Annotated in this window: 22 protein-coding genes, 1 tRNA gene and 1 pseudogene; 16 read left to right on the top strand and 8 right to left on the bottom strand. The window is 59.4% G+C overall.

Going from position 1 to position 24,821, the window contains the following annotated elements; all coding sequences use genetic code 11:
• Nucleotides 1–152 precede the first annotated feature (152 nt).
• Nucleotides 153–536 (top strand): annotated as a pseudogene (locus OHL20_RS19290) (tyrosine-type recombinase/integrase); the annotation flags it as partial.
• A gap of 7 nt (nt 537–543) precedes the next feature.
• A tRNA-OTHER gene (locus OHL20_RS19285) sits at nt 544–688 on the top strand.
• Nucleotides 689–777: 89 nt separating this feature from the next.
• Here OHL20_RS19285 and OHL20_RS19280 read toward each other — a convergent pair.
• Both OHL20_RS19280 and OHL20_RS19275 read right to left on the bottom strand, forming a co-directional pair.
• On the bottom strand, nt 778–1,365 hold the full coding sequence (locus tag OHL20_RS19280; RefSeq protein ID WP_263384783.1) for a DUF308 domain-containing protein: 588 nt from the start codon (nt 1,363–1,365) through the stop codon (nt 778–780).
• Between the two features lie 79 nt (nt 1,366–1,444).
• Nucleotides 1,445–2,017 carry a TetR/AcrR family transcriptional regulator gene (locus tag OHL20_RS19275; RefSeq protein ID WP_263384782.1) on the bottom strand — a complete coding sequence of 191 codons (573 nt, stop codon included), beginning with the start codon at nt 2,015–2,017 and terminating at the stop codon, nt 1,445–1,447.
• A gap of 222 nt (nt 2,018–2,239) precedes the next feature.
• Here OHL20_RS19275 and OHL20_RS19270 point away from each other — a divergent pair, with 222 nt between their 5' ends.
• On the top strand, nt 2,240–3,364 hold the full coding sequence (locus OHL20_RS19270) for a DNA polymerase III subunit (protein ID WP_263384781.1): 1,125 nt from the start codon (nt 2,240–2,242) through the stop codon (nt 3,362–3,364).
• A gap of 52 nt (nt 3,365–3,416) precedes the next feature.
• Here OHL20_RS19270 and OHL20_RS19265 read toward each other — a convergent pair whose 3' ends face one another.
• Entirely contained in the window at nt 3,417–4,019 is a 603-nt protein-coding gene (locus OHL20_RS19265) for a class IV adenylate cyclase (RefSeq protein ID WP_317890975.1), read from the bottom strand.
• A gap of 50 nt (nt 4,020–4,069) precedes the next feature.
• On the opposite strand from OHL20_RS19265, the gene OHL20_RS19260 reads away from it, so the two are divergent.
• On the top strand, nt 4,070–5,074 hold the full coding sequence (locus OHL20_RS19260) for an L-threonylcarbamoyladenylate synthase (protein ID WP_263384779.1): 1,005 nt from the start codon (nt 4,070–4,072) through the stop codon (nt 5,072–5,074).
• A 45-nt stretch (nt 5,075–5,119) separates the two neighbouring features.
• On the opposite strand, the gene OHL20_RS19255 is transcribed toward OHL20_RS19260, so the two are convergent.
• On the bottom strand, nt 5,120–6,088 hold the full coding sequence (locus tag OHL20_RS19255) for an energy transducer TonB (protein ID WP_263384778.1): 969 nt from the start codon (nt 6,086–6,088) through the stop codon (nt 5,120–5,122).
• 321 nt (nt 6,089–6,409) lie between these two features.
• On the opposite strand from OHL20_RS19255, the gene ileS reads away from it, so the two are divergent.
• Genes ileS through OHL20_RS19215 form a run of 8 tightly spaced genes read left to right on the top strand, consistent with a single transcriptional unit; the run spans nt 6,410 to nt 15,919 of the window.
• Nucleotides 6,410–9,334, top strand: a complete 2,925-nt coding sequence (gene ileS / locus OHL20_RS19250; protein ID WP_263384777.1) for an isoleucine--tRNA ligase — start codon at nt 6,410–6,412, stop codon at nt 9,332–9,334.
• Nucleotides 9,334–9,822, top strand: coding sequence for a signal peptidase II (lspA, locus tag OHL20_RS19245; protein ID WP_263384776.1), 489 nt, complete (start codon nt 9,334–9,336; stop codon nt 9,820–9,822). The genes ileS and lspA overlap by 1 nt, the downstream gene beginning before the upstream one ends.
• Before the next feature lie 3 nt (nt 9,823–9,825).
• Nucleotides 9,826–10,062, top strand: a complete 237-nt coding sequence (locus tag OHL20_RS19240; protein ID WP_263384775.1) for a ribbon-helix-helix domain-containing protein — start codon at nt 9,826–9,828, stop codon at nt 10,060–10,062.
• Nucleotides 10,063–10,073: 11 nt separating this feature from the next.
• Entirely contained in the window at nt 10,074–13,061 is a 2,988-nt protein-coding gene (uvrA, locus tag OHL20_RS19235) for an excinuclease ABC subunit UvrA (protein ID WP_263384774.1), read from the top strand.
• A 39-nt stretch (nt 13,062–13,100) separates the two neighbouring features.
• Complete coding sequence (locus OHL20_RS19230) at nt 13,101–13,490, top strand: DoxX family protein (RefSeq protein WP_263384773.1); 390 nt, start codon at nt 13,101–13,103, stop codon at nt 13,488–13,490.
• A 41-nt stretch (nt 13,491–13,531) separates the two neighbouring features.
• The gene (locus OHL20_RS19225; protein ID WP_263384772.1) at nt 13,532–14,842 is read left to right on the top strand and encodes a tetratricopeptide repeat protein; all 1,311 of its coding nucleotides are present in this window, start codon (nt 13,532–13,534) and stop codon (nt 14,840–14,842) included.
• A gap of 32 nt (nt 14,843–14,874) precedes the next feature.
• On the top strand, nt 14,875–15,339 hold the full coding sequence (locus OHL20_RS19220) for a hypothetical protein (RefSeq protein ID WP_263384771.1): 465 nt from the start codon (nt 14,875–14,877) through the stop codon (nt 15,337–15,339).
• 7 nt (nt 15,340–15,346) lie between these two features.
• Complete coding sequence (locus OHL20_RS19215; RefSeq protein WP_263384770.1) at nt 15,347–15,919, top strand: hypothetical protein; 573 nt, start codon at nt 15,347–15,349, stop codon at nt 15,917–15,919.
• A 6-nt stretch (nt 15,920–15,925) separates the two neighbouring features.
• On the opposite strand, the gene OHL20_RS19210 is transcribed toward OHL20_RS19215, so the two are convergent.
• On the bottom strand, nt 15,926–16,582 hold the full coding sequence (locus OHL20_RS19210; protein WP_263385057.1) for a M48 family metalloprotease: 657 nt from the start codon (nt 16,580–16,582) through the stop codon (nt 15,926–15,928).
• A gap of 573 nt (nt 16,583–17,155) precedes the next feature.
• Here OHL20_RS19210 and OHL20_RS19205 point away from each other — a divergent pair.
• Nucleotides 17,156–18,016, top strand: a complete 861-nt coding sequence (locus OHL20_RS19205) for a tetratricopeptide repeat protein (RefSeq protein WP_263384769.1) — start codon at nt 17,156–17,158, stop codon at nt 18,014–18,016.
• Here OHL20_RS19205 and OHL20_RS19200 read toward each other — a convergent pair.
• Nucleotides 18,006–18,824, bottom strand: a complete 819-nt coding sequence (locus OHL20_RS19200) for a prolipoprotein diacylglyceryl transferase (RefSeq protein ID WP_263384768.1) — start codon at nt 18,822–18,824, stop codon at nt 18,006–18,008. The two genes, OHL20_RS19205 and OHL20_RS19200, sit on opposite strands and share 11 nt — an antisense overlap.
• An 83-nt stretch (nt 18,825–18,907) precedes the next feature.
• On the opposite strand from OHL20_RS19200, the gene hpt reads away from it, so the two are divergent.
• Complete coding sequence (gene hpt / locus OHL20_RS19195; protein ID WP_263384767.1) at nt 18,908–19,471, top strand: hypoxanthine phosphoribosyltransferase; 564 nt, start codon at nt 18,908–18,910, stop codon at nt 19,469–19,471.
• A 50-nt stretch (nt 19,472–19,521) separates the two neighbouring features.
• Here the strand turns inward: hpt and OHL20_RS19190 are convergent, their stop codons facing one another.
• Together OHL20_RS19190 and OHL20_RS19185 are read right to left on the bottom strand one after the other, a co-directional pair.
• A complete protein-coding gene (locus tag OHL20_RS19190) occupies nt 19,522–21,375 on the bottom strand; it encodes a putative bifunctional diguanylate cyclase/phosphodiesterase (protein ID WP_263384766.1) in 1,854 nt (617 codons plus the stop codon).
• A 151-nt stretch (nt 21,376–21,526) separates the two neighbouring features.
• Nucleotides 21,527–22,609, bottom strand: coding sequence for an LLM class flavin-dependent oxidoreductase (locus tag OHL20_RS19185; protein ID WP_263384765.1), 1,083 nt, complete (start codon nt 22,607–22,609; stop codon nt 21,527–21,529).
• A gap of 128 nt (nt 22,610–22,737) precedes the next feature.
• Between OHL20_RS19185 and OHL20_RS19180 the strand changes: the two genes are divergently transcribed.
• Together OHL20_RS19180 and OHL20_RS19175 are read left to right on the top strand one after the other, a co-directional pair.
• Nucleotides 22,738–23,967, top strand: coding sequence for a putative DNA modification/repair radical SAM protein (locus OHL20_RS19180; RefSeq protein ID WP_263384764.1), 1,230 nt, complete (start codon nt 22,738–22,740; stop codon nt 23,965–23,967).
• A 36-nt stretch (nt 23,968–24,003) separates the two neighbouring features.
• On the top strand, nt 24,004–24,798 hold the full coding sequence (locus OHL20_RS19175; protein ID WP_263384763.1) for an NIPSNAP family protein: 795 nt from the start codon (nt 24,004–24,006) through the stop codon (nt 24,796–24,798).
• Nucleotides 24,799–24,821: the final 23 nt, after the last annotated feature.

Here is a 24,821-nt window from a genome sequence, read left to right as displayed (position 1 = left end):
AGGCTGGAGTTTAGGGAAAACCGTCCAAGGAGTCTAAAGCTCGATGGCGTATCCCTCGAACTCGATGGAAGGAGCGTCGACTTTAGGTATGAGGATTTCCGCTAGAGCCGGAAAAGACTCTTTCCGCACAGCAACCCAACTCCACAAAGAACCGTGAGGGCCGTTCCGTCCCGATCCTCAAAGGGGATATGCGCGACTATCTGCTCGCCGCTAAGAGTGCGCGAGATCAGAACTGGCCGGATTCTCCCTGGGTCTTCAACCGGGAAGGAAGAAAGATTATCGATTTTCGGAGCTCGTGGGATAACGCCTGCAAGCAAGCCGGAGTTCCGGAACTCAAGTTCCACGACTTGCGCCGGTCAGCGGTGCGGAACATGCGTAGAGCAGGAGTGCCGCAAGTGATACGCATGAAGATCAGCGGACACAAGACTGACTCAATGGAGCGCCGCTACAATATCGTAGATACAGAGGATCTGGGCATCGCCAAAGAGTTCATGGAACGCCGCATGAAGATGGCGGAAAATGTCACGGAAGTGTAACGGTTGTGCGAAACGGTATGAAACTCTGTGATACCGCTGACCCTATAGAAATGAACGACTTAGACTTCCATGAAACACGGTGATACACTCAGAATTGGCTTGAGGTGCTAGCGCCGCAAGGCATAGGGGTTCAAGTCCCCTCCTCCGCACCAATCCTCAAAACACAGCAAGGCCAGCCCGAAACGGCTGGCCTTCTTTCGTTGTCACTGTCGTTTTCGGCTTGAGCGTGCAGGGAAAGCCATCAAGCGCCGGCGGCTACACCCGCCCCAATCTTGGAGAGCTTTCGATGCAACAGAAAGCCAGCAATGAGAAAGTAGACTCCGCCAAAGATCGCGTAGCCACCCAGGTCCTTGATGTGGGTCTTCCCGCTGAGGCCGCCCAGAATGAACGCCACGCCTGCTGCAGTGGACTGAAGCCCGCTCAGGATCATCGCCCACTGACCTCCCAATTGCTTCCGGCGAGAGATACCAGCCGCGAGTTGCGCCAGCCCGGCAGCGCAGGCCCAGGCACCAAACGCAACGACCGCCTGCTGTGGCGACTTGAAGACGGTAACCGAGATCCCGATCGCGGCGAGAAGCCCCAGCGCCACGTTCACGTATTGCGCGGTGGGTGTGCTGGAGGTGTAGCGAGTGGAAGTTCGCAGGTCATACACAGTGCAAACTACATCCCACAGAGGATAGAAGATCAGGAAGCCAGCCGCCAGCGCAGGATTGCTGACTGCCTCCGCGAGGACGACACCAGCCCACAGGAGCTGGATCACGGTGCGAGTGAAGTAAAGATTACGGAGCGACTGTACTTGTAGCTGTTCGTTCAGAGTTGCGGTGGTCATGTGTTCTCCTTGAGTAACCTTCTAGTTGGTAGGTTGAAAGGGCGCACGAAGGCCACCCTTCAGACTTCGCGGCTAAGATTTATATAGAAATTCGCTCCAAAGCATCGCTGGTCACGGTCGTAAATACATCGCTGCTTCCAAGGGCCCGGGCCGACAACATCGCACCATGGACGACTGCCATAAATGTCTGTGCCTCGTCTTCGGCGCTCCTTCGAAGTCTCAACGTCTTCTTACTGATCCCCTCTTCAAGAGTCCTGCGAATCCATCCACTCAACTCCAGAAAATGTTTCTGGACCTCGCAGCCGACCTCCTCAGGAAGGCTCGGCAGCTCGGCAGCCAGCAGCGCGGCAATGCAAAATGGTTCGTTCCCTCCCCGAATGCAGCCTTCCCAGTGCTGGACGTATGCCTGAAGCCGCGCCAAAGGATCGTCGATCTGCTCGGTCAGCGACACGGTTCCTTGCAAAAAGTTCTCTCGATGAGCCCTGAGGACCGAAACGACCAGGTTCGCCTTCGTCGGAAAGTGATGATGAATACTGGCCTTGCTGATCTGGACAGCCTCGGCAATATCCGCGTAGCTGAACGCCGAGTATCCCCTGTCAGAGATAAGCGCCTTGGCCGTTTGGAGGATGCGATCTGCGGTTTCACCTTGCATGACTATGAGACTACCAACTAGTAGATAACGATTCATAGAATTACTGCCCTTGTACAATAAACAGGCGGCACAAACTTGACAAACCTCACTGCCAGAGGGGCGCCCTGGAAGCTCCCAGTCCCAGAATCGCTTATCAGGGGTCACTGCTAACTGCCCTGTTTTGAATACTTTCGTACTTCAGGTACGGGGGGGTGGGGTACCTCGGAAAGGACAAAAATCGAGATGGCCTTCCCCGCAACATTCAACGACTTTCACGGCAACTCAACCGCCGTCGAACAGCTCCGAACTGCCATCGCCGCAGGTCGCCTTCCGCACTCCCTCATCCTCAGTGGTCCCGCAGGAGCAGGAAAATACACCCTTGCTCTCATGCTCACGATGGCCGTCGAGTGCGAACGTCAGCCTCGCGATCTCTGGTCGAACGGCCAGTCGCTCGCCAGCTTCTGCGGTGTCTGCCGCAACTGCACCCGCATCGTTACCGCCGTCAATTTAGAGGAGCAGATCGAAGCCGCGGTCGCAGCCCGCGAAGACCTCCGCGAGACCGACAAGAAGGAAACCCGCGTTCTCGTCCAGCCTCATCCAGATGTCCTCATCATTCCGCCCGATCCGCCGCAGCTCCTCATCAAACTAGGCCAGGTTCGCACGCTCATCCAGCGCTCGCACAGCCTTCCCTCCGAAGGTCCGCGCAAGATCTTCATCCTCACCGCGGCCAGCTTTATGAAGGAAGCCGCAAACTCTCTCCTCAAGGTTCTCGAGGAGCCGCCGGATTACGCGCACCTCATCATCCTCGCCGAGAATCCCGGCGAACTCCTGCCCACAATCCGCTCTCGTTGTGCCACCGTTCGTCTCGGCGCTCTGCCGATCGAGGAGATCGAAATGCTCCTCGCCGACGGTCGTCCCGACGTTCCCACGAAGCAGCGAACCCTCATCGCTCGCCTCGCGCAAGGAGCCGCAGGAAAAGCTCTCAGCTTCGATCTCGCTACGTACATCGCTGCCCGCACGGACGCGCTCGTCCTTATCCACAATGCCTCATCGGACAACGATCACTCAGCCCTCTTCAAGATGACAGAAACCTATCGCGCAGGAGCCGAAGGCCAGCACAAAACCGCCGCACTTCTCCGAGCCCTTTCCCTCCTCCTCGAAGACCTGCTTCTCCTCGACTCAGGAACGCCCGAACTCCTCCGCAACACCGACATTCGCCCCGAACTCGACCGCCTTTCAGCAGCCCTGACCTTCCACTGGATCGAGCAAGCCAGCAAAGGTCTCGACCAGGTCTACACAGGAATGCGCCGCAATCTCCTCCGCAACCTCTCACTCGACGCCTACGCAACCCAGCTAGTCAGCGGCTGACATGCCAATCACCACCAAACTGTCATCCTGAGCGAAGTCGAAGGACCTGCGGTCAGCTCTTGCTCGTCTCGACAGGAACAGCCACTTGAATCTCATCCCAGGTAAGATTCAACGCCGCACTTCCAGTCCGTTCCTTCCACCCAAGAAACAGCCTTCCGTAACTATCCGTTAAACAGACTGCCGAATCGATCCCAAGCAACACAAGCGTCCGATCGATCCATTCAATAGGCCCTTCGACCTCGGCAAAGATCCCGATCGGCGTCTCGTCGATCACCAGGTGAGCATCGTTCTGCGCCCATTCTGTACGAAACTTGTCATACCGAAACATCGGCGCATAACCGATACGCTTGAAGATCTCCGCCAGCGCAGGACCATCAGCAACCGTCGTCTCCGTCTCGACGCGAACCTTATAGCGAATATCCGCGCCCGCAGGATCTTCGTCGTCCGGATGTCGTTTATGCGTCACGGTCCAAAGTTCGCCATACTGCCGAAGCCGCAGGATCTGGTGCGAGTCCCGTAATCTGCGGTCAGCAGTGTCATAGAGCGTGTTGCTCTCAAACGTCCGCGCCGTGACCAGTTGGAAGCCTAGAGCAGGCAGCTTGGACTGGAGAGCGTCTATATCGGCAACGGGGAATTTGAGCTCTATCTCAGCCATCTGCATGGGCTGAGTATACGGCGATTTCCGGTGGAAGTTACCATGACAAGGTGACATCCCCACGCATCACGGAGCGCCTTAGCCCCGATCAACTCAAGCGCGCCGCCGAACTTCTCCGCCAGGGCAAGCTCGTAGCCTTCCCCACTGAGACGGTTTACGGACTAGGCGCAAATGCCCTCGACAGCCAGGCCGTTGAGTCGATCTTCGAGGCCAAGCAGCGCCCGCATTGGGATCCGCTGATCGTCCACATCAGCGACCGTAAGATGCTCTCCCAGGTAGCTGAAGTCCCTGCCACAGCCGAAACCCTCATAGCCGCCTTCTGGCCCGGTCCGTTGACCCTGCTCCTGCCACGCTCCAGCGCAATCCCAGACCAAATAACGGCGAACCGTCCGCTCGTCGGCGTCCGCATGCCGCGTCATCCGCTCGCACTCGCCCTGATCGCAGCAGCCGGAGTTCCCGTCGCCGCGCCCAGCGCCAACCGCTTTGGCCACACCAGCCCAACAACCGCAGCCCACGTTCTCGACGATCTGGACGGTCGCATCGACGCTATCCTCGATGGTGGTCCAACGGAAGTCGGCGTCGAGTCCACCGTCTTCGATCCATCAGCCGGCATCATCTATCGTCCAGGCGCGATCACCGCCGCAATGCTCTCCGAACTCCTCGGTAAACCCGTCCAAACGTACCAGCCTCCTCCGCAGCAAGCGTCGCCCGAAAGCTTGCCATCGCCCGGAGTTGGCATCCGCCACTACGCTCCACGAGCCACGCTAACCCTCGTTCGCGATCAGGAAGAGATGCAGGAGCGACTGAGCAAGCTACTTGGCCTGCAGGAGCGGGTCGGCGTCATGCTTCCGTTCGGCTGGGCTTCGCCACCCGGCGCTGTTGTCTTCGCTTGGGCCGCATGGAAAGATCCCGAAGGCCTTGCCCGCACCGTCTTCGCCGGACTTCGCGAACTGGACAGCACAGGCGTCGCCGCCATCATCTGCCCTCTTCCCTCCGCATCAGGGATCGGCGCAGCGCTCCGCGACCGCCTCGAGAAAGCCTCCCGCCGCAAATAGAAGGCCTGCTTCGAGAGCAGGCCTTCTATGTACCAACGAGACGAACTAGAAGATCTGGAAGTTTACTTCGACGTTCAGCTCTACAAGGACCGGCTTGCCGTTCTCCTTCGCCGGGCGAAACTTGTACTGCCGAACTGCCTCGATCGCCTTCTCATCCAGTCCCATGCCGACGCCGCGAATCACGCGAACATGTGTTGGCAGCCCGTTTGTGTCGACCCACAGGTTCACGAGCACATTACCGGCGACCTTCGCCTTGCGTGCCTCTTCCGAGAACTCCGGCTCAACCGAGAAGATCAGCTCCGGAGCCGAAACACCGCCGCCAATCCGTCGCGGACCGCCGCCAGTATTGCCGCCTGAGCCCGGCCCAAGTCCTGAGCCATTACCAGATCCAAGTCCCGTGCCGCGGCCATTACCCATCGACATGCCGACCAGCGGCGAATTGGCCACGCCGATCTGCGGAATGCTGCTCGCCATCTTCAGGTCCTTCTGCACCTCAATGGTTGGAGCGATCTTGATCTTCGGCTCTTCGAGCGGAGGAGCCTTCGGCGGGATGATCTGCTGATCCGCGAACTTCGGCGGCGTTCCCTTGGTCACAGGAGTCGGTCCGCGCTGGCCGCCGCCGCCGCCCATGGACACCGCTTTCGGCGGAGCCTTCGGTGGTGGAGCGTCGAGTTCCACGATCTGTACCGGCTTTGGCGGAACCAGAAGATGCGCCCTGTTCTTCACGATCCACAGCAGAAGCAGGATCATCAGCCCATAGATCACCACCGCCGATCCTGTCGCCTTCGGGTCCTGCTTCGTCGCCATCCGGTCGATCACCGGAATCGGCGTCGACTCCAGCACAAGTGGCGGAAGCTTCGTCGGGAAGAAGACATCCCGGATATTGCTCCAAAGGGAGCCGAACACACCGCCATCTGAGATCTCGGTCTCGCTCAGATGCGTATCGCCCATCGGGCGCAACTGTGTCTCGTGGCCTGGGTCAATCTCTGGTGGTGTAAGAAACGTATTCGCCATTCAACTATTCGCCTCGGCACCGCAGCCAGCTCTCGCCAGATGCGCACCCATCCCGTTCTTCGCGCGCCATTTCGTTACCTGAACCACGTTGCCGGTCTACCGCCGGTTTGCTCCATCTCGTACTCGCGGCGCGCGGCGCCTGGCTCCGATTCATATTCTACAAACATTCGCCTGACCGCGCACAGGAGGTTTGACGCTTTCCACCGTACAGAAGTCACACGTGCACCACGTTCATTACCCCACAGCCCCGGCTACAATAAAGGTTTGCCACAAGTTGGCTCCGAACAGAAACGCAGTGCCCGCACCAGATACGAGGATTGAATGTCGGAAGCACCGGAAAACGTAGCAGCAGCTAAGACGCTCAAATCAACACTGAACCTGCCCCAAACCACCTTCCCGATGAAGGCGAACCTGCCCATCAACGAGCCCCTGCGCCTCGCCAAATGGCAGGAGGAAGACCTCTACGGCCAGATTCGCGCCGCCCGCGCCGGAGCAGAGAAGTACATCCTGCATGACGGTCCGCCCTATGCCAACGGGGCCATTCACCTCGGCCACGCCCTGAATAAGTGTATTAAAGACTTCATCGTCAAGACCAAAACCATGGCGGGCTTCGACGCCCCCTACGTCCCCGGATGGGATTGCCATGGCCTGCCTATCGAGATCAAGGTTGACGAACAGCTAGGCCGCAAGAAGCTTGAGATGGACCCCATCGCGGTTCGCCAGGCCTGTCGCGAGTACGCGCAGAAGTACGTCGACCTGCAGAGCAGCCAGTTCCAACGCATCGGTGTCTTCGGTCGCTGGGACAATCCGTACAAGACAATGTCGTTCGAGTACGAGGCCCGCATCCTCGAGTGCTTCTACGACTTCTTCGAGAAGGGCTTCGTCTATAAAGGCCTGAAGCCGGTCTACTGGTGCATCCACGACCGCACCGCCCTCGCCGAGGCAGAGGTCGAGTACGAGCAGCACACGTCGCCCAGCGTCTACATCCGCTACAAGCTCACGTCAGATGCAGCAGCTATTCATCCGCGACTTGCCGGTCAGAATGTCTACACGATCATCTGGACGACGACGCCGTGGACCATCCCCGCCTCACAGGCCGTGGCCTTCAACCCGAAGCTTGAGTATGTCGCCCTCGCCTGCACTACCGGCACGTACATCGTCGCCGAGGCGCTGCTCTCGTCCGTCATCGTCCATTGCCACCTGATGAGCGCGAAGCACCCTGCTGAACCCGCATCGCAGGCCGATATCGTGGCGCTCTTCCCCGGCGAAGTCCTTGAGCGCGCTACCTTCCAGCACCCGTTCCTCGAACGCAGCATCCTTGGCGTTCTCGCCGATTACGTCACCGCCGATCAGGGTACCGGAGCCGTCCACACGTCGCCCGCCCACGGTGTCGACGACTTCTACACCGGCAAACGTTACGACCTGCCCGACCTGCAGTATGTAGATAACGCAGGCAAGCAGCGCAACACCGACGGAGCAGTCTACGAAGGACTGACTGTCTTCAAGTCGAACGCGCCGATCACAGAACTGCTCCGCGAAAAGGGTGCCTTGCTCTCCGCCACCTCGTTCGAGCACTCCTACCCGCACTGCTGGCGCTGCCACAATCCCGTGATCGTGCGGGCAACCGAGCAATGGTTCATTGGCATGGAGACGCCCATGCCGGAAGGCGACACCACCGCTACCTTCCGTGAACGAGCACTCCAAGAGATCAACAAGGTTGTCTGGGACCCCGCATGGGGCAAAGAGCGCATCTCGAACATGATCGCCACGCGCCCCGACTGGTGCATCTCCCGCCAGCGCATCTGGGGTGTGCCGATTGCGGTCTTCCTGTGCGAGAAATGCCACACGCCGCTGAACGATCCTGCGATCAACAAGAGCATCGTTGCGCTCTTTCAGAAGGAGTCCGCCGACGCCTGGTACAGCCACGATGCCGCGAGCCTCTTACCTTCAGGTACAGCTTGCGCTAACTGCGGCAACACGGCGTTCCGCAAGGAGATGGACATCCTCGATGTCTGGTTCGAGTCGGGCTCCTCATGGCACGCCGTTCTTGAGGCCGAGCCTGAACTCAGCTTCCCAGCCGACCTCTACACCGAGGGCGGCGACCAGCATCGCGGCTGGTTCCACTCGTCCCTGCTCACCTCCGTTGCGATGCGTAACGAAGCGCCCTACAAGATGGTCGCGACCTCCGGCTGGACGCTTGACGAACAGGGCCGCGCCTTCTCGAAGTCACTCGGCAACGGCGTCGATCCTGTCGATATTGCGAAGCGCCTCGGCGGAGAGATCATCCGCCTCTGGGTAGCCTCGGTCGACTTCCGCGAGGATGTTGCCGCAAGCGAAAATCTGATGCAGCGCGTCAGCGACAACTACCGCAAGCTGCGCAACACGCTCCGCTTCCTCCTCGGCAACCTTCACGACTTCGACCCCGCCACCAACGAGATTAAGTTCGCGGAGATGCAGCCGCTCGATCAATACATTCTTGCGCGACTCGCCGAGGTCGACAAGAAGATCCGCGCGGCCTACGACGACTTGGAATTCCACCGCGCCTACCATGCCCTCAACGAGTTCACGAACACCGACCTGTCTGCGCTGTATCTGGACGTGCTGAAGGATCGCCTCTACACCTTCGCGCCCAACCACCAGCACCGCCGCAGCGCCCAGACCGCGCTTTGGCACATCGCCGAAGCGCTTACCCGGCTCATCGCGCCGATCCTGAGCTTTACCGCTGACGAGGTCTGGTCGTTGCTGCCGAAGGTTGAGGGCCGCGAAGCCAGCGTGCATCTCGCCCACTTCCCTGGCAAGATAGTCGACCTGGATTTCGACCAAATTCAGTCAGATTGGGACAAGATCCTCACCGTTCGTGACGAGGCGCTCAAGGTCCTTGAAGAGGAACGTGCAGCCAAGGCTATTGGCAAATCTTCTGAGGCCCAGATCGTCCTCGGGTGGATCGAAGGCCTTGCCGCTGAGCAGACCAGCAAGCAGCTCTTCGAAGGCTACGCGGCAATCCTGCCGGAGCTCTTCGGCGCGTCGCAGGTCTCGATCCAGCACGCGACGGTAGTCGAAGGCGTTCCGGAAAAGGGAGCCTTCTACGTTCAGGCCAAACCCGCCGCAGGAACCAAATGCGACCGCTGCTGGCGCTTCACCGAAGACGTTGGCAACGATGCACGCTTCCCCACCGTCTGCCTGCGCTGCGCCGAAGCCCTCGACGCCATCCACTTCGCCCCGTATGAAAAGGAGGCGCAAGCCTGATGCGTAATCGAGACTACCGCCTCCCGCTCCTCATCGTCACCGCGCTCGTCATTCTCGCCGATCGCCTCAGCAAGAACTGGATCGTCGCGCACATCAAGGCCGGCTCGGCGATCACGCTGATCCCCGGCTACTTTCGGCTTACGCACGTTCTCAACATCGGCGCGGCCTTCTCGCTTGGGGAGTCCTTCTCGCCGCTGCTCGTCCGCAATGTGCTCATCGGCTTCTCGGTCCTCGCTGTTGTGATCGTCTTCGTGATGCTCTGGCGCGTTGGCCGGGCACTCAACCCAACCTCGATTGCTCTCGCGCTGATCCTCGGTGGAGCGATCGGGAACCTCTACGACCGTCTCGTTCTCAAGCACGTGGTCGACTTCCTCGAGGTCAAGATCATCCACTACCACTGGCCCGACTTCAACGTCGCGGACTCCTGCATCGTCATTGGAGCCTGCCTGCTGATCCTCGAAATCTTCCGTCCACAGCAGGAGGTTTAGCCGATGGCAACGATTCTCCTCTCCGCTGAATTACAGGCCGTCATCGATGCTGAAGTGCTCGAGAACGGCTTCGCCAGCCCGGCGGAATACCTCGCTAGCCTCATCCGGCAGGATCAGAAGCGCCGCGCCAAGGAGCAGTTAGGCGCGCTCTTACTTGGTGGCGTCGAATCCGGCGAACCGCTTGAAATTACCGCCGAAGCATGGCAGAGCCTTCGCATCAAACGTAACGCCGAAACATAACAAATTTGCCTATGAATGACCAGATCACAATTCGCGGGGCGCGCACCCACAACCTCAAGTCGATCGATGTCGACATCCCGCACAACGCGCTCACCGTCGTCAGCGGCGTCAGCGGTTCGGGCAAATCCTCGCTCGCCTTCGATACGGTCTACGCCGAGGGTCAGCGCCGCTACGTCGAATCGCTCTCTGCGTATGCGCGCCAGTTCCTGGAGCGGATCGAAAAGCCCGACGTCGATTTCATGGACGGTCTCGCCCCGGCTATCGCGATTAAGCAGAAGAACCAGACCCGCAACCCGCGCTCGACCGTCGCCACGGCCACCGAGATCTATGACTATCTCCGCCTGCTCTACGCACGCTGCGGCACCGTCACCTGTCTGCACTGCGGGGGCACCGTTCGCCACGACACGGTCGACGAGATCATCACGGCGCTCCTCGCGCTGCCCGAGTCAACACGTACGTACGCCCTCTTCCCCATCGTCCGAGCTGATGTGAAGCTTGAGCCGATGCAGGGCACCTCTACCGAGGTCGAAACACCCAAGCCTGCGAAGAAGTCCGCCGCAAAGAAGTCCGCAAAAGTCGCGACCTCCGTGATCGGCCTTGCGTCTGTAACGGACACCCTCAAAGATCGTCTGGCCGAACTACGCCGCCGCGGCTACAACCGTCTCTATCAATCGGGCAGAATCGTAGAGTTCTCGACGCCGGAGTCGCTACTTGAATTGGACTTCGCGCAGCCGATCTTCGTCCTCGTCGACCGCCTCTCGATCAGCCCCGACTCCCGCGCCCGCATCGTCGACGCCATCGAGACCGGCTATCGCGAGTCTGGCGAGGTCCAGTTCCACACCGCGCCCCGTGACGACGAAGAGCCGAAACATCTTCGCTACTCGGCAGCATTCGAATGTTCCACCTGCCACAGGGCATATCGCGAGCCGGAGCCACGCCTCTTCTCGTTCAACAATCCTTACGGAGCCTGCCCGCGCTGCCAGGGTTTCGGCAACACCATCGACTTCGATCCTGACCTCATCATCCCTGACAAGTCAAAGTCGCTTGCCGACGGTGCCATCGCTCCCTGGACCACGACGAAATACCGTCCGCATCACGGCGAGATGCTTCGTGCTGCGAAGTCGCAGGGCATCCCAACGGATGTGGCTTGGTATGACCTGACCATTCCGCAGCAGGTCTTCCTCGAAGATGGCAACGGCAGCTTTCCGGGCATTCGCGGCTTTTTTGCCGAGCTTGATCGCAAGAAGTACAAGCTGCATGTGCGCGTCTTCCTCTCGAAGTACCGCGGCTATGCCACGTGCCCTGAGTGCCGGGGCCAGCGCCTCCGCGCCGAAGCTCGCGCTGTCCTGATCAACGACATCAATATCTGCGAAGCGGCTGCCCTCACCATCACGGCCGCTCAGAACTTCTTCGACAATCTGCAACTCTCACCGGCACAGACTGAAATCGCCGGAAAGATCCTCGAAGAGGTTCGGCAGCGCATCTCCTTCCTGCACCAGGTTGGTCTCGATTACCTGACGCTCGACCGTCTCAGTTCCACCCTTTCAGGCGGCGAATCGCAACGCATTCAGTTGGCGACCAGCCTCGGTTCCAGGCTCGTTGGCGCGCTCTACGTGCTCGACGAGCCGAGCATTGGCCTGCACACCCGCGATACCGCGAAGCTGATCCGCATCATGGAAGACCTGCGCGATCTCGGCAACACGATCCTCGTCGTCGAGCATGATCCCGATGTGATCCGCGCTGCCGACCATCTGCTCGATCTTGGTCCGGGCGCAGGCGAGCTAGGCGGTGAGTTGCTCGCTGCGGGAACGGTTGCCGAAGTGACAGCCGATCCGAACTCCATCACCGGCAAGTACCTCTCCGGCCGGCTCACCATCCCTGTCCCGAAGCATCGCCGCGAGCCTGGCCGTGAGCACCTGAAGCTTACGGGCGCACGCATCCACAACCTTCGCGGCGTCGATCTCGATATTCCTCTTGGCCTGCTCTGCTGTGTCACCGGCGTCTCTGGCTCGGGCAAATCAACCATCGTTCACCAGGTCTTGTACCGCGCCCTGATGCAGGCGCTCGGCCAGACCGAGGGATCGGACCCGACCTCGCTGTACCGCGAACTCTCGGGCGTCCAGCACCTCAACGATGTCGTCCTTGTCGACCAATCGCCTATCGGACGCACGCCGCGTTCGAATCCTGTCACCTATATCAAGGCGTTCGACGCGATCCGCGATCTCTTCAGTGCACAACCGGATGCCAAGCGGAAGAGCTTCACTGCGGGCAACTTCTCCTTCAACGTTCCGGGAGGTCGCTGCGATGTCTGTGAAGGCGATGGCACCGTCACGGTCGAGATGCAGTTCCTCGCAGATATCGAACTGCCATGCGAAGAATGTAACGGGACACGGTACAAGGCCGCAATTCTTGAAGTGAAATATAAGGGCAAGAGCATCTTCGACGTCCTCAACATGACCGTTAAGGAAGCGCTGCACTACTTCGCGGGCCATCAGAAGATTGTCGATAAACTGTTCGTCCTCGACGAAGTCGGCCTGGGCTATGTTCGCCTGGGTCAGTCCGCCACGACGCTCTCGGGCGGCGAGGCCCAGCGTGTTAAGCTCGCGGCGCACCTTGCTACGGCTCGCTCTGTGACGAATCGAGCGTCGACGAACGAGGCGGCCGCAAAGGCTCGTTCGCGTACGTTGTACATCCTCGATGAGCCTACGACAGGCCTCCACTTCGACGACGTTGCGAAGCTTCTCAACGCCTTCCGTAAGTTGATCGACGGCGGCGGATCTCTACTGGTCATTGAACACAATCTTGACGTCATCAAATCTGCTGACTGGGTAATCGACATGGGCCCCGAAGGCGGCAGCGGCGGCGGCCAGATCGTTGCGGTTGGCACGCCGGAAGAGATCGCTGCCAATCCGGCCAGCCACACCGGCCACTGGCTGGGACCGGTGCTTGAAGCAACTTCACACCATCAACCCGTTCCCTCCCACGCACAGGCGCGATAGAATCGCTCACCGAAATGATCGCCAGCGTAAGGAGCTTCTATGACGTCTAGCACCGCAGATCTTCAACCTTCCAGAGCGCTCAACATCCTGGGTTGGGTCCTTTCTATCCTTCCAGCGAGCTTTCTGCTTTTTGGCAGCGTTACAGCGTGGCATAGCTCGCCGGAGGTTATCGCAGGCACCGCGAAGCTCGGCTACACCGCCGACTTCCTGCACATTCTGGCGCCAATTGAGTTTGTCTGCGCTGTCCTCTACCTGGTACCGCGCACCGCTGTGTTTGGAGCGCTGCTCCTTACTGCTTACTGCGGCGGAGCTGTGGCCAGCCACCTTCGCATCAGCGATCCCACGTGGCCTGCGCCGATCGTCTTTGCCATCATCCTTTGGGCGGGCCTGCTTATGCGCCGTCCCCTTCTCCGCAAGCTCATCCTTTGAAGATTCCGGCTCCTATGACTCGTTTCACCCTAGATCGTTGCATGACATTTGTCGTAATGCTGTCCCTCCTCTCGGTACCGCTCGCTGCCGTTGCCCAGCTTCCTCCGGGGACGACGGACGCAAGCCAGACCGAGACCGTCACGACGGATCCTTTGCGTACGCAGGCTGGCGAGGCGCTTCAGAATCAGGACTACCCTGCAGCGTTCAAGCTTCTCACGGCACTCACCGAGAAGTATCCGACCGAAGCTCCGCTGCTCTACAACCTTGGCTACGTCGAGGACGCACGGAACAACGACGCCGGGGCTACCGCGGCGTATCAGAAGTCCATCTCTGCCGATCCGAACTTCTTCCCGCCGCACCTCGCGCTTGGTCTCCTGCTTGCGCGCACGGGCAAGCTTACTGAAGCTCACACGGAGCTTGTCAAGGCGGTCACGCTGCCAACCGAAGACCCGGCGCTGAAGGCTCGTGCGTACCGTGCTCTCGCTCGGCTCGATCAATCGAGTGACCCCGCCGCAGCTTCGGCTGACCTGCTCGAAGCTCTGAAACTCTCGCCTGAAAGTGTCGATGACGCGCTCCTTGTAGGTGAGCTGGCTGAAGCTGCGAACGATCTGCCGACCGCCGAAAATGCCTACCGACGCATACTCAAAACGCATGACGGTAACCCGACGATCACGGCCGCGCTCGCGCATCTTCTCCTCTCGCTGAAGCGGGCTCCAGAGGCTGAGACCCTTCTTACCGGAGCGCTTGCGAAGCATCCGGCCGACACGACGCTCACCAGCCAACTGGCCGCGACCTACGCTGCCGAGGACAAGACACCTGAGGCTATAACGCTCGTTGATACCCTGCATACCGCGAAGCCTGCGGATGACAACCTTACGCGGCTGCTGGCGCATCTCTACAGCGATAACAAGGAGCCTGCAAAGGCTGCACCGCTCTACGCCGCCCTCCTGCTCCATTCCCCGCACGACGTAAACCTCCTCGCTGATCAAGGTGAGGCCCAGTTAGCTCTTCAGCAGTATCCGGAGGCCCAGGCGACGCTTAGCCAGGCACTCACCAGTCCTAAAGCTTTCAAGAAGCCAGCCGATATGGCAGATGCAGCACAAAATCTGGCTTTCGCCGCGTCGCACAACAAAAATTCGGAAATAGTGTTGCAAGCGCTGACTCTACGTGCTACCGTCTTGCCACAGTCTCCCGCATCCCTCTTTTTAGCGGCTACGGCACACGATTCATTGCACCACTCGAAGCAAGCGTCCGACCTCTATAAACAGTTCCTGACCGCAGCGGCCGGGAAGTTCCCCGATCAGGAGTGGGAGGCCAGTCACCGCCTCATCGCTCTGCAACACTCGAAGTAGCAAGCGCTCCGCCTTTGCACCAGAGGTGCGTTATGGGCCGTTTACTCCGTACTCTCGTGATCACCGCGTTCACCGTCACTCTCCTGTCGTCCATTCCCTGCCGTGCAGCAACCGAAGAGATCCTGGCCGACGCCAACGCAATCGCCCAGATGGAAGCTCGCGCTCTCCAGGCCAAGCCGCGCGAACAGTGCTTCCTCTACACCGAGCTGGTCCACGCCATGACCGAGCTTGCCGGACACCAGATGCTCGCCGGAGATCCTGAAAGTGCGGCCGTAACTCTGCAGCGCGTGCACCATTATGCTGAATTGATCCACCTTGGGCTGGCCAACGACACCAAGCGCCTGATGAACGCGCAGATGCTGATGCACCATACAACCCGTCGTCTGGACGAGTATGTGCAGCACGCCTCCTTTGAGGATCGTGAGTCCCTGCAAGCCACGTTGAAGCAGCTTACGCAGGTAGAAAACGAACTCCTGAACCAGGTCTTCGCTCATTAATATCGATATGGACCACGACTCTCCGTTGTCGCTTCTCTGGCGCGGTGGTATCGCGATCCTGTTCGCCTTCCTATTCTTTGTGCTCACTCCAAAGCTGCACGCTCAGCGTGAGAGTCCGGCGCTGACCGACTCTGAGGTGGATCAGCTCCGCGACTCGGCTTATGTTGCGGCGGATCGTGTCCTCGTCTTTGTGAAGCTTCTCGATGAGCGGACGAAGGCGATTGAGACCCTTGTCGCCAAGCCGCGTCAGCCCGGTCGCGAGCAGGATCTGCACGACCTGATGGAGCAGTTCACCAGCATCGCGGACGAGCTTGACGACAACCTGGATGACTATGGACCGGGACATCGAGATATGCGGAAGGCCCTGCCGAAGCTTCTGAGCGCCACGGAGCGCTGGGCGACGGTCATCAAATCGCCCGCGGACCATGATGCTTATAACGTCTCGCGCAAGCTGGCACTAGAGGCGATTCGGGATATTCGCGAGGAGTCGACGAAGCTGATCGAGGATCAACGGACCTACTTTGCGGCCCATCCCCCACCCAAAGAGACGAAAGGTGAGGCGGTCACCTCTCCACGCTGAGTTGAGTTAAAGGCGTCGGAGGTAGGCCTTCGCTGCGTCGAGCTCCGGGAAGAGACGCTCGTCGGCCTGGAACGCTCGCGAATGGACGCAGCGGCGACCGGCCTTAACGCTGACGGGGTGCTTGAGGTGGAGCATCTCGTGGTAGAGCAGGTACTCGATGGCGCAGCGCGGCGTATCGGGGCGGTCGAAGACGCGGCTGACGACGATGGTGTTGTGGGCGGCGTCGTAGTGGCCGAGCATGCGGCGCGCGGCGTGGGCGCTCCAGGTGAGAGTGGGGCGACCGAGCAGGCCGTTGAAGAAGCGGATGTTGAGGGTCTTGAAGACCTCGTCGAGATCGTAGCGGTGACCCTGCGCGGTGGAGATGCGCTTGCGGCCGCGGGTCTGACGGATGTGCTCGGCCTGGCGGGAGATGGCTTCGGATGAGGTATGGCGGCGATAGCGGTCGGCGTGGGTGGGAGCGATGGGCTTCTTGTAGAGCTTGGCGAGAAGGATGTGGGCGATGGCGTGGTGGACGGATTCGGGCGCGGTCTCGAGGAGGTCAGAGAGGCGAACGTGGAGCTTGCCGTCGCGGAGCCGGATCGTGGTGTTAAGTGAGGTGAAGCGGCGAAAGCGGACATCGACCGGCGGGATCGGAGCGCGGGGGCGCAGTTCGCGGTACTCCATCTCGAAGATGGGGAGCAGATGGGCGGCGGAGGCTACTTTGGGCGCGCGGGGTTTTGGGGATCGGACGGCGGGTAAGGGTGGAGGAGGTAGCGTGGGTGGTTCAGGCGAAAAGAGCTGCATGATGAAGTGCAGGGGTGAGGTTCCGGGCTCTCGCTTCCTGCTCAGATAATCTCCAGATTGCGAAAAAAACGAGTCGAGATGCTGGCCGTAAACCTTCTATAATGAACGATATAGCAAAGTGATGCTGCTAAATATAGCATTCTAAACGACTTAATGGCAAATATAAGATAATAGGCGACTTAGGCTGCCATTTGATGCATTGTCTGTTCTAGGGACATTGTACGGTGAGTATAACGGATTGCTTGAAGTGGCTGTCTGTCGAGTGGGATGACGGATTTGCAGGTGAGCTTGTTGCGGTCGAACCGATGAGGTCAGGATGGCAGTGTTGTGGGTGGGTGGCGAAGGCTTAGGACACCGATCAGTGCGGATGACCCCAGTCCAGGGAGATGCACGATGCAGGTCCCGGGGGCCGCGTGCTAGCCTTCCGGGATGGGATTCGGCAGGTTTACGCTGTTGCTGATTGCAGTTTCGGGTTTCGCACAGCAGGCACCGCCACTGCCGCAGGATGCGGTTGCGGCTGCGGGGAAGACGGCGGCCACCGAGTATGCGGCCAAGCGGGAGGCTGCGCTGGCTCCTGTTTTTCAGTTCATCAGCCTGAACGATTATGCCTCGGCACTGGCGGCGGTTCGGCCGGTTCTGGCGGCTTATCCACGCGACTTCCGCGTGTTGTTTCTTGCCGCGGATGCGACGCGGGTCACGGGTGACTTTGCGGGAGCGCTGGCTCTTTACCAGCAGTGTCTTGCTTTGAACACGCTCTACGTCGGCTCCATTCATCTCGGCATGGCTCGTACCTACGCCGGGATGAACCAGTGGGCGGAGTTCAATCGGGAGCGCGTGATCGTGCAGAAGATTGCGTTGACGGGCGATCCAAACCTTTCGCTGGAACGAGGTTATGTCGTCGAGGACTACCGCTCCGGCACGCTGCACATCGAGATCCTCGAGTTTGCGGCGAGTGGACCGGCTGCGACGACTCGCTTCCGTTTCCTGTTCACGAACAGCTTCGACAAGGCGGCGCGGTTTACGCCTTCGATCGATCTTGAGGCAAACCCGGCGGACGCGACCAGCTTCGCGCATCAGTTTCCGTACCAGGCGGCGGCACACATTCGTCCCTTCGCACTCGCCGAGTATCCGAATATGCGAAGCCGCACCTTTCTCAAGTTCTATCCGGATGGCGAGCCGCCGTATGAGGACGTTCGCCGCGACGTGCTTGCGCTGGCAGCGAGCTTTCCCGGCAAAGTGCCGGTTGGGGAGAAGGCGGCTGGAGAATATCGCCCTCCCTACCAGCCCAAACCTGCGCAGACTCCTAAGCCGTAACAACCTCATCCTGCAAGGCGGGCACACGGCCACGGACGGCGAGCATGACGATCAGACCTACGACGATTGATCCAAGCGCGGCGACCTGTGCGTTACTCATGCCCCAGTAGATACGCGGATTGATGCGGACGAATTCGACTAGAAAGCGACCAAGACCGCTTAGCGCAAGGTAGAGGCCGGTGAGCCAGCCGACGGGTCGGGACTTCGCTCCTAAACGCCAGAGCAGCCAGGCCAGCGCAATTGAGAAGAGGAGTTCATAGACCGGTGTTGGTTGGACGAGAAGCGTTGTGGGGACGAGCGCATCGGGCCGCATGTGGACGCCCCATGGGAGGGTCGTCGGGATGCCGTAGTCGCCGTCGCCACTGGTGAGGCAGCCGATGCGCCCTACGCCGTAACCGATGGCAGCGGCGGGGGCGGCGAGATCGAGCATGCGGATTCCGCCGACCTTTGCTACACGGCCCTGGTACATCAGCATGGCGATGCCGGCAAGCATTCCGCCGAACCATGCAAAGCCCGCCTGAAACCAGTGCAGGAAGCCGACGACGATGTCGAGGGGATGGTGCCAGCCAACGGCGGTGATCTGGCGCATTGCATAGCGCAGGTCGGCGAGATTTTGCAGCTCGTGCCACGCCTTCGCGCCGAGTATGCCTGCGACGACCACAAGTGCGACGATGTTGAGCGCGTCTGCGTCGACACCTTTGCGAAGAAGGTTTTTATGGAGAACGACCGTTGCTGCTACCGCAGCAAGCCACAACAGCAGGCCAAAGGTGCCCAGATGGATAGGGCCAAGATTGATATAGGGGTACATATGCCTCGCAACCTAAAGTATAGCGAGGGCGGCGAAGTGCATGTCGACTTTCGCTCCGGGGGTATTCGGTTTACCTTAAGGGCATGTCTTCAAGCACGATTCAGTTCCCTCCCGCCGCCGATATGGAAATCCTCTATTCAAAGTCCCAGATTGCCGAACGTGTCGCCGCGATTGGTCAGCAGATCTCCGAAGACTACAAAGACCAGTCGATCGTGCTGATCGGCGTGCTGAAAGGAGCGGCGATCTTTCTCGCAGACCTTGCACGCGCCATCACGGTAGACGCTACCTTCGACTTCGTCGCAGTATCGAGCTACGGACGAGCGCGAGTCTCCTCCGGTGCCGTCAAGCTGATCAAGGATATCGACAATCCGATCGAAGGCAAACACGTGATCCTGGTCGAAGATATTCTCGATACGGGTCTGACGTTGAGCTATCTGCGCGGTCTGATGCTGCAGCATAAGCCCGCATCGCTGAAGATCGCGACGTGCCTCGATAAGCCGGAGCGCCGCCTGGTTCCAATCGAAGCGGACTACGTGGCATTCAGCATTCCGAATGCCTTCGTGATCGGCTACGGCATGGACTACGCCGAGCGCTACCGTAATGTGGAAGATATCCGCATCATGCCACCGGATACGGGCGGCCACTAACGAGCTTCAACCGGAAGCAATCGACATTCTGTGCGGCTACTCGGTCGTGTTTAGAAGGGCAGGCGCAGATCTTCCGCAGGTGCGGGACGTCCGAAGAGGAAGCCCTGATATCCGCCACAGCCGTGCGCTTCGAGGAGCCGATGCTGTTCCTGCGTCTCGACACCTTCTGCGATCACATCCAAACCAAGGCTCTGACCCAGGGCGATGACGGAGCGCGCGATCGCTACATCATTCGGATTCGCTACCATGTTGCGGACAAAGGTCTGATCGATCTTGAGTTGATTGAGCGGCAGGCTTTGCAGGTATGCTAGCGACGAGTAGCCAATGCCGAAGTCATCGAGCGAGAAGCGAAGACCATGGGACTTAAGCGTGGTCATCTTGGCCAGCGTGTCCTTGATGGTGCCGAACATCAGGCGTTCGGTGAACTCAAGGACAAGGTAGCGGGGATCGGCGCCGGTGCGTTCGATGATGGAAAGGATTTTGTCTACAAAGTGTGGATGACGGAACTCCTGCGCGCTGACGTTGACGGCGATGCTGAGGTGCGCCATCTCGGGCTTGCGACTCCACTCGTTTAACTGGCTACAGGCGGTTTCGAGCACCCATTGGCCAAGCGAATCAATAAAACCTTTCTCCTCCGCGAAGGGAACGAAGTCCGCGGGAGACAGGATGCCGCGCTCCGGATGCTGCCAACGGACCAGCGCCTCAACACCCTTCAAGTGCCTCTGGCGATCGACCTGCGGCTGGTAATGCAGGAGAAACTGATGGTTCTGGAGGGCTCGACGGAGATCGGTGAGCAGGGCTCCGCGTGCGGCGACGGTGGCCTGCATCTGCGGATCGAAGAAGCGAATGGTGTTACGCCCTGCTGTTTTGGCGCTGTAGAGCGCAAGATCAGCCTGCTGGAGAAGTTCCTCGCCGGACAGGTGCTCGTCGCAAAAGAGACTGACCCCTATGCTTGCGGTGCTTCGATATTCGATTCCGGAGAGCAGGTAGGGCTCACTGAGGGCGAGGAGGATCTTTTCGCCGATGCGCATGGTCTCCGCAGCGGCCTGAATCTCAGTCTCGTTGAGCTTCTCGATGATGACGACAAACTCATCCCCGCCGAGGCGGGCTACGGTATCGCAGGCACGAACGGAGCTTGTGAGGCGCCGCGCTGCCTCCTGCAGGTAGATGTCGCCGAAGGCGTGTCCGTGAGTGTCGTTGAGTGTTTTGAAGTCGTCTAGGTCAAGAAAGAGGATCGAGCCGTGCTGCGGCCGAAACGTGATGGTGGTGAGCAGCACCTCCAACCGGTCTAACAGAAAGCGCCGGTTCGGCAGAAAGGTGAGTGCGTCGTAGAAGGCGAGTCGCTTTATCTCCGCCTCGGCACGCTTTCGTTCCGTCACGTCGGTAAGAGCTATGCGGATCGTGGCGTCAGAATTTGCAGGCATCACGCGAACCAAATCGAGCTGTACAGCGAGACGGCCGCCCTTTTCGAGAGCAAGGTCCACGTCGACGGTGCGGCGGTCCCCATCTTCCTTCAATTGACGAATGCAGGTGAGGTATCGATCACGATCCTTTGCGGCGATGAAGCGAGCGAAGCGGTGGCCTAAGAGACGCGTCCTGTCGGATCCGACCAATCGAGCGCCTGTTGCATTGATATGGAGGACTACGAGCCGCAGGCTGAGGGTGACATAGCCGGTCGGGGCAAACTCATAGAGGTCCATATACTGGTCACGGGACTCCTCAAGCTCAATCTGGCCGCGACGAAGTTCATCGATCTGCGACTGCAGTTCGGCCTGTTGAATCTTCAGGCTGAGGAGACTGTCCCGATCGGGCTGTACGCCTCCAGAGTCTTCACGTGTATGCAGCAGATCCTCAACCTTGACGGCAGGATGTATCGAGGGGCTCACTATCGTGCTCTCATCCATGCCAAGCTCTCCAGCTGTTCGATCTGGCTATCTCAGTTTCATAGGCGAACAGCATCTCTCGGCGTGACGACCGCTGTATGTCATACAGACAACATATAACGGTAAGTTTTAGGAGATCAATAGGTTTGCGCTTTTATTTTACTTTTTGAAACTAGAATGCGGCTGTCGACAGAATGCGACGATCCGGTGAGACGCTCGTCAACGTAAATGCTTCCGCAAGAAGATCGTAGCTGCGGAGACGCGCTGCGTGGTCCCAGACGATGGTATTTACGACGACCTCAGTGATTTTGAGAGCCGTCGCCATCTGCCCCAACTCCTCCTTGACACGCTCCGGCGTACCGACGAAGTAGCGTGGCCACTCGCCCTCTTCTGCGGCCTGAGAGGCCTGCAGGCTTGTCTCGCCAAAGAGCTTCAGTTCACGAATTGACTCCTCAGGCGAGGCGATGGGACGCCGGTCGCCCTGGCGAATACGGCGTTGGAGGAGACGCACACTCGTGGAGAGATATTCCGCTTCCTCCTGTGTATCCGCGCAGATGACGCCGACAGCGACCATGGCCTCGGGTTCGTCCCGTAGGGCGCTCATCATGAAACCACGCTTATAGGCTTCGATAGCGGCGCGGGTGTTGACCGGGCTGAAGAAGTGCGCGAAGGCGTACGGAAGGCCGAACTCGGCTGCGGACGAGGCGCTCCACATGCTTGAACCGAGCATCCACACGTCGGGCGAGCCAGGCATGTTCGGAGATACCTGGATACGGGCGAAGGGATGGCCCACCGGGAAGTCGTGACCAAGGAATGCGAGCAATTCGCTGACCTGGTCGGGAAAATCGTCGTGCTGCTGGGTGGTGCGATCGCGCTTGAGGGCTAGCGCCTCGACCGGCCCGCCACCAGGGGCACGGCCGATACCCAGGTCCACGCGACCGGGATAAAGAGCGTGGAGCATCCGGAAACACTCGGCCACTTTGAAGGCGGTATAGTGCGGAAGCATGATGCCGCCGGAGCCGATGCGGATGCGGCGGGTCTCCGCGCCGATGCGGGCGAGCATAACCTCGGGCGCGGTACAGGCGAGGGTCTCCATAGCGTGGTGCTCGGACATCCAGAAGCGGTGATAGCCCAGTGCGTCGACGTGTCGGGCGAGACTGATGGAGCGCTGAAGGCTGTCGGCTGAGGTGCTGCCTGCAGAGACCGGCGACTGATCGAGAACCGAGAGCCGCAGCTCTCCGGGTGAAATGCTCATAGGGTATTAGATAGCGAAGCTGGCCATTCGGATACGAGTTACTTGCAAACGAAAGTACCGGCTACATACAGTTGACAGTAGATGCCAAGTTCGCTTTTCATTCGCTATAATCAGGCTTGCGACTTCCGATGAATGTACAGCGCAAACTCGAGATCCTTGCGGACGCAGCGAAGTACGATGCGTCGTGCGCCTCGTCGGGTGCAAAACGGGCCGGAAACAACGAGGGTGTCGGGCATTCCGATGGCATGGGAATTTGCCATAGCTATACGCCAGATGGTCGCTGCGTGTCTCTACTGAAGATTCTGCTGACTAATGTTTGTACCTATGACTGTGTCTTTTGCGTCAACCGGGTTTCGAGTGACATCCAGCGGGCGAGGTTTACACCGCAGGAGGTCGTCGACCTGACCCTGGACTTCTACAAGCGCAACTATATAGAGGGGCTGTTTCTCTCTTCGGGGATCGTCCAGTCGCCCGATTACACGATGGAGCAGCTGATCCAGGTGGCGAAGACGCTGCGCTCTGTGCATAAGTTCGGCGGGTATATCCACTTGAAGGCAATTCCGGGGGCGAACGAAAGGCTGATCAACGAGGCGGGGCTTTGGGCGGATCGGCTTAGCGCGAATATTGAATTGCCGACCCAGCAGGATCTTGTTCAGCTTGCTCCGGAGAAGAAGTCGGCAGTGATCGAATCGACGATGGGCCAGATCCATACGCGGAAAGAAGAGGCGGATGAGGATCGAAAAAAGTCCACGCTTGCGCCAAAGTTCGCGATGGCGGGCCAATCGACCCAGATGGTCGTCGGCGCGACACCGGCGAACGATCGGCAGATCCTGACGACAGCCACGCACCTGTACCGGGAGTACAAGCTGCGGCGAATCTACTACACCGGCTTCAGCCCCTACCCGGAGGCGGATGCGCGGCTGCCGCTGAAGGCTGCGCCGTTGATGCGGGAGCACCGGCTTTATCAGTCTGACTGGCTCATGCGCTACTACGGATACCAGGCCGAGGAGCTTACGACGCCGGAGCAGCCGGAGCTTTCGCTGACGGAAGATCCGAAGACCACCTGGGCGAAGCACCATCCGGAGTTCTTTCCGATTGACGTGAATGCAGCCCCACGCGAGGCGCTGCTGCGGGTGCCTGGGATTGGCTATCGGAGTGTCGAGCGGATTCTGTCCATTCGCAAATACCACCGTTTTGGCCTGGATGATCTCAAGAAGCTGCACGTTCGTATCAAGAGCGCCATGCCCTATATGACTACAGCTGACCACCTCCCGAACGCTCAGCCGATTGTGCCGATTGCCTCAACTTTGCAGCTCGATCTTTTTGCACCCTTCAGCGCATTGACCGGTTCGGTCTAAACTGGTGCGACCGAAGATTTGACCCGGAGGACTACTTTGCAGCGACGTGATTTCCTGACAGCCTCTACCGCAGCATCCGCCCTCGCCTTGACTGGACAGATGTCCGGCCAAACTCCCAGCGCTGGTGCGCGCGAGTTCTACCTTTTACGGACTTACCATCTACAGACGGGGCCACAGACTGCGCTGTGCGAGAAGTTCATTGCGGACGCGCTTATTCCGACCGTCAACCGGATGGGAATGAACCCGATCGGTGCCTTTAAAATCGACATCGGACCGGAGACGCCGACGTTCCTGGTGCTGATTCCGAGCAAGTCAGTCGAGGCACTGACGACGTTGGATCTGACCTTGAGTAAGGATGAGGCGTTTTTGAAGCTGGCTGATCCCTTCTGGAGCGCGCCTGCGACTGCGCCGTCGTTCCTGCGAACCGAGAGCAAGCTGCTTTCGGCGTTCGAGGGCTGGCCGAAGCTGACGCCGCCACCGTCCGCCGCGCAACATCAAAAGCGCCTCTTTCAGCTTCGGACGTATGAGAGCCCGAGCGACCGCGACCATGTTCGCAAGGTCGAGATGTTCAACAAGGGTGAGTTCGGGGTCTTCGGGCGCGCCGGATTTGACCAGGTCTTCTATGGCGACACGCTGGTCGGACCGCGCATGCCGAATCTGACGTACATGCTCAGCTTCCCTGATCTTGCAACCATGGACAAGAACTGGAAGGCATTCGGTGCCGACCCCGAGTGGAAGAAGCTTTCCACAGACCCGCGCTACCACTTTGAGGAGATCGTAAGTAACATCACGAATCTTATTCTCAGCCCACTGGCATGTTCACAGATCTAGACGCCAAACATGCGGCGACCATC

Source organism: Granulicella arctica, from assembly GCF_025685605.1.
GTDB classification, from domain to species: Bacteria; Acidobacteriota; Terriglobia; order Terriglobales; family Acidobacteriaceae; genus Edaphobacter; species Edaphobacter arcticus.
This window is presented reverse-complemented; position numbering and strand designations above follow the sequence as displayed.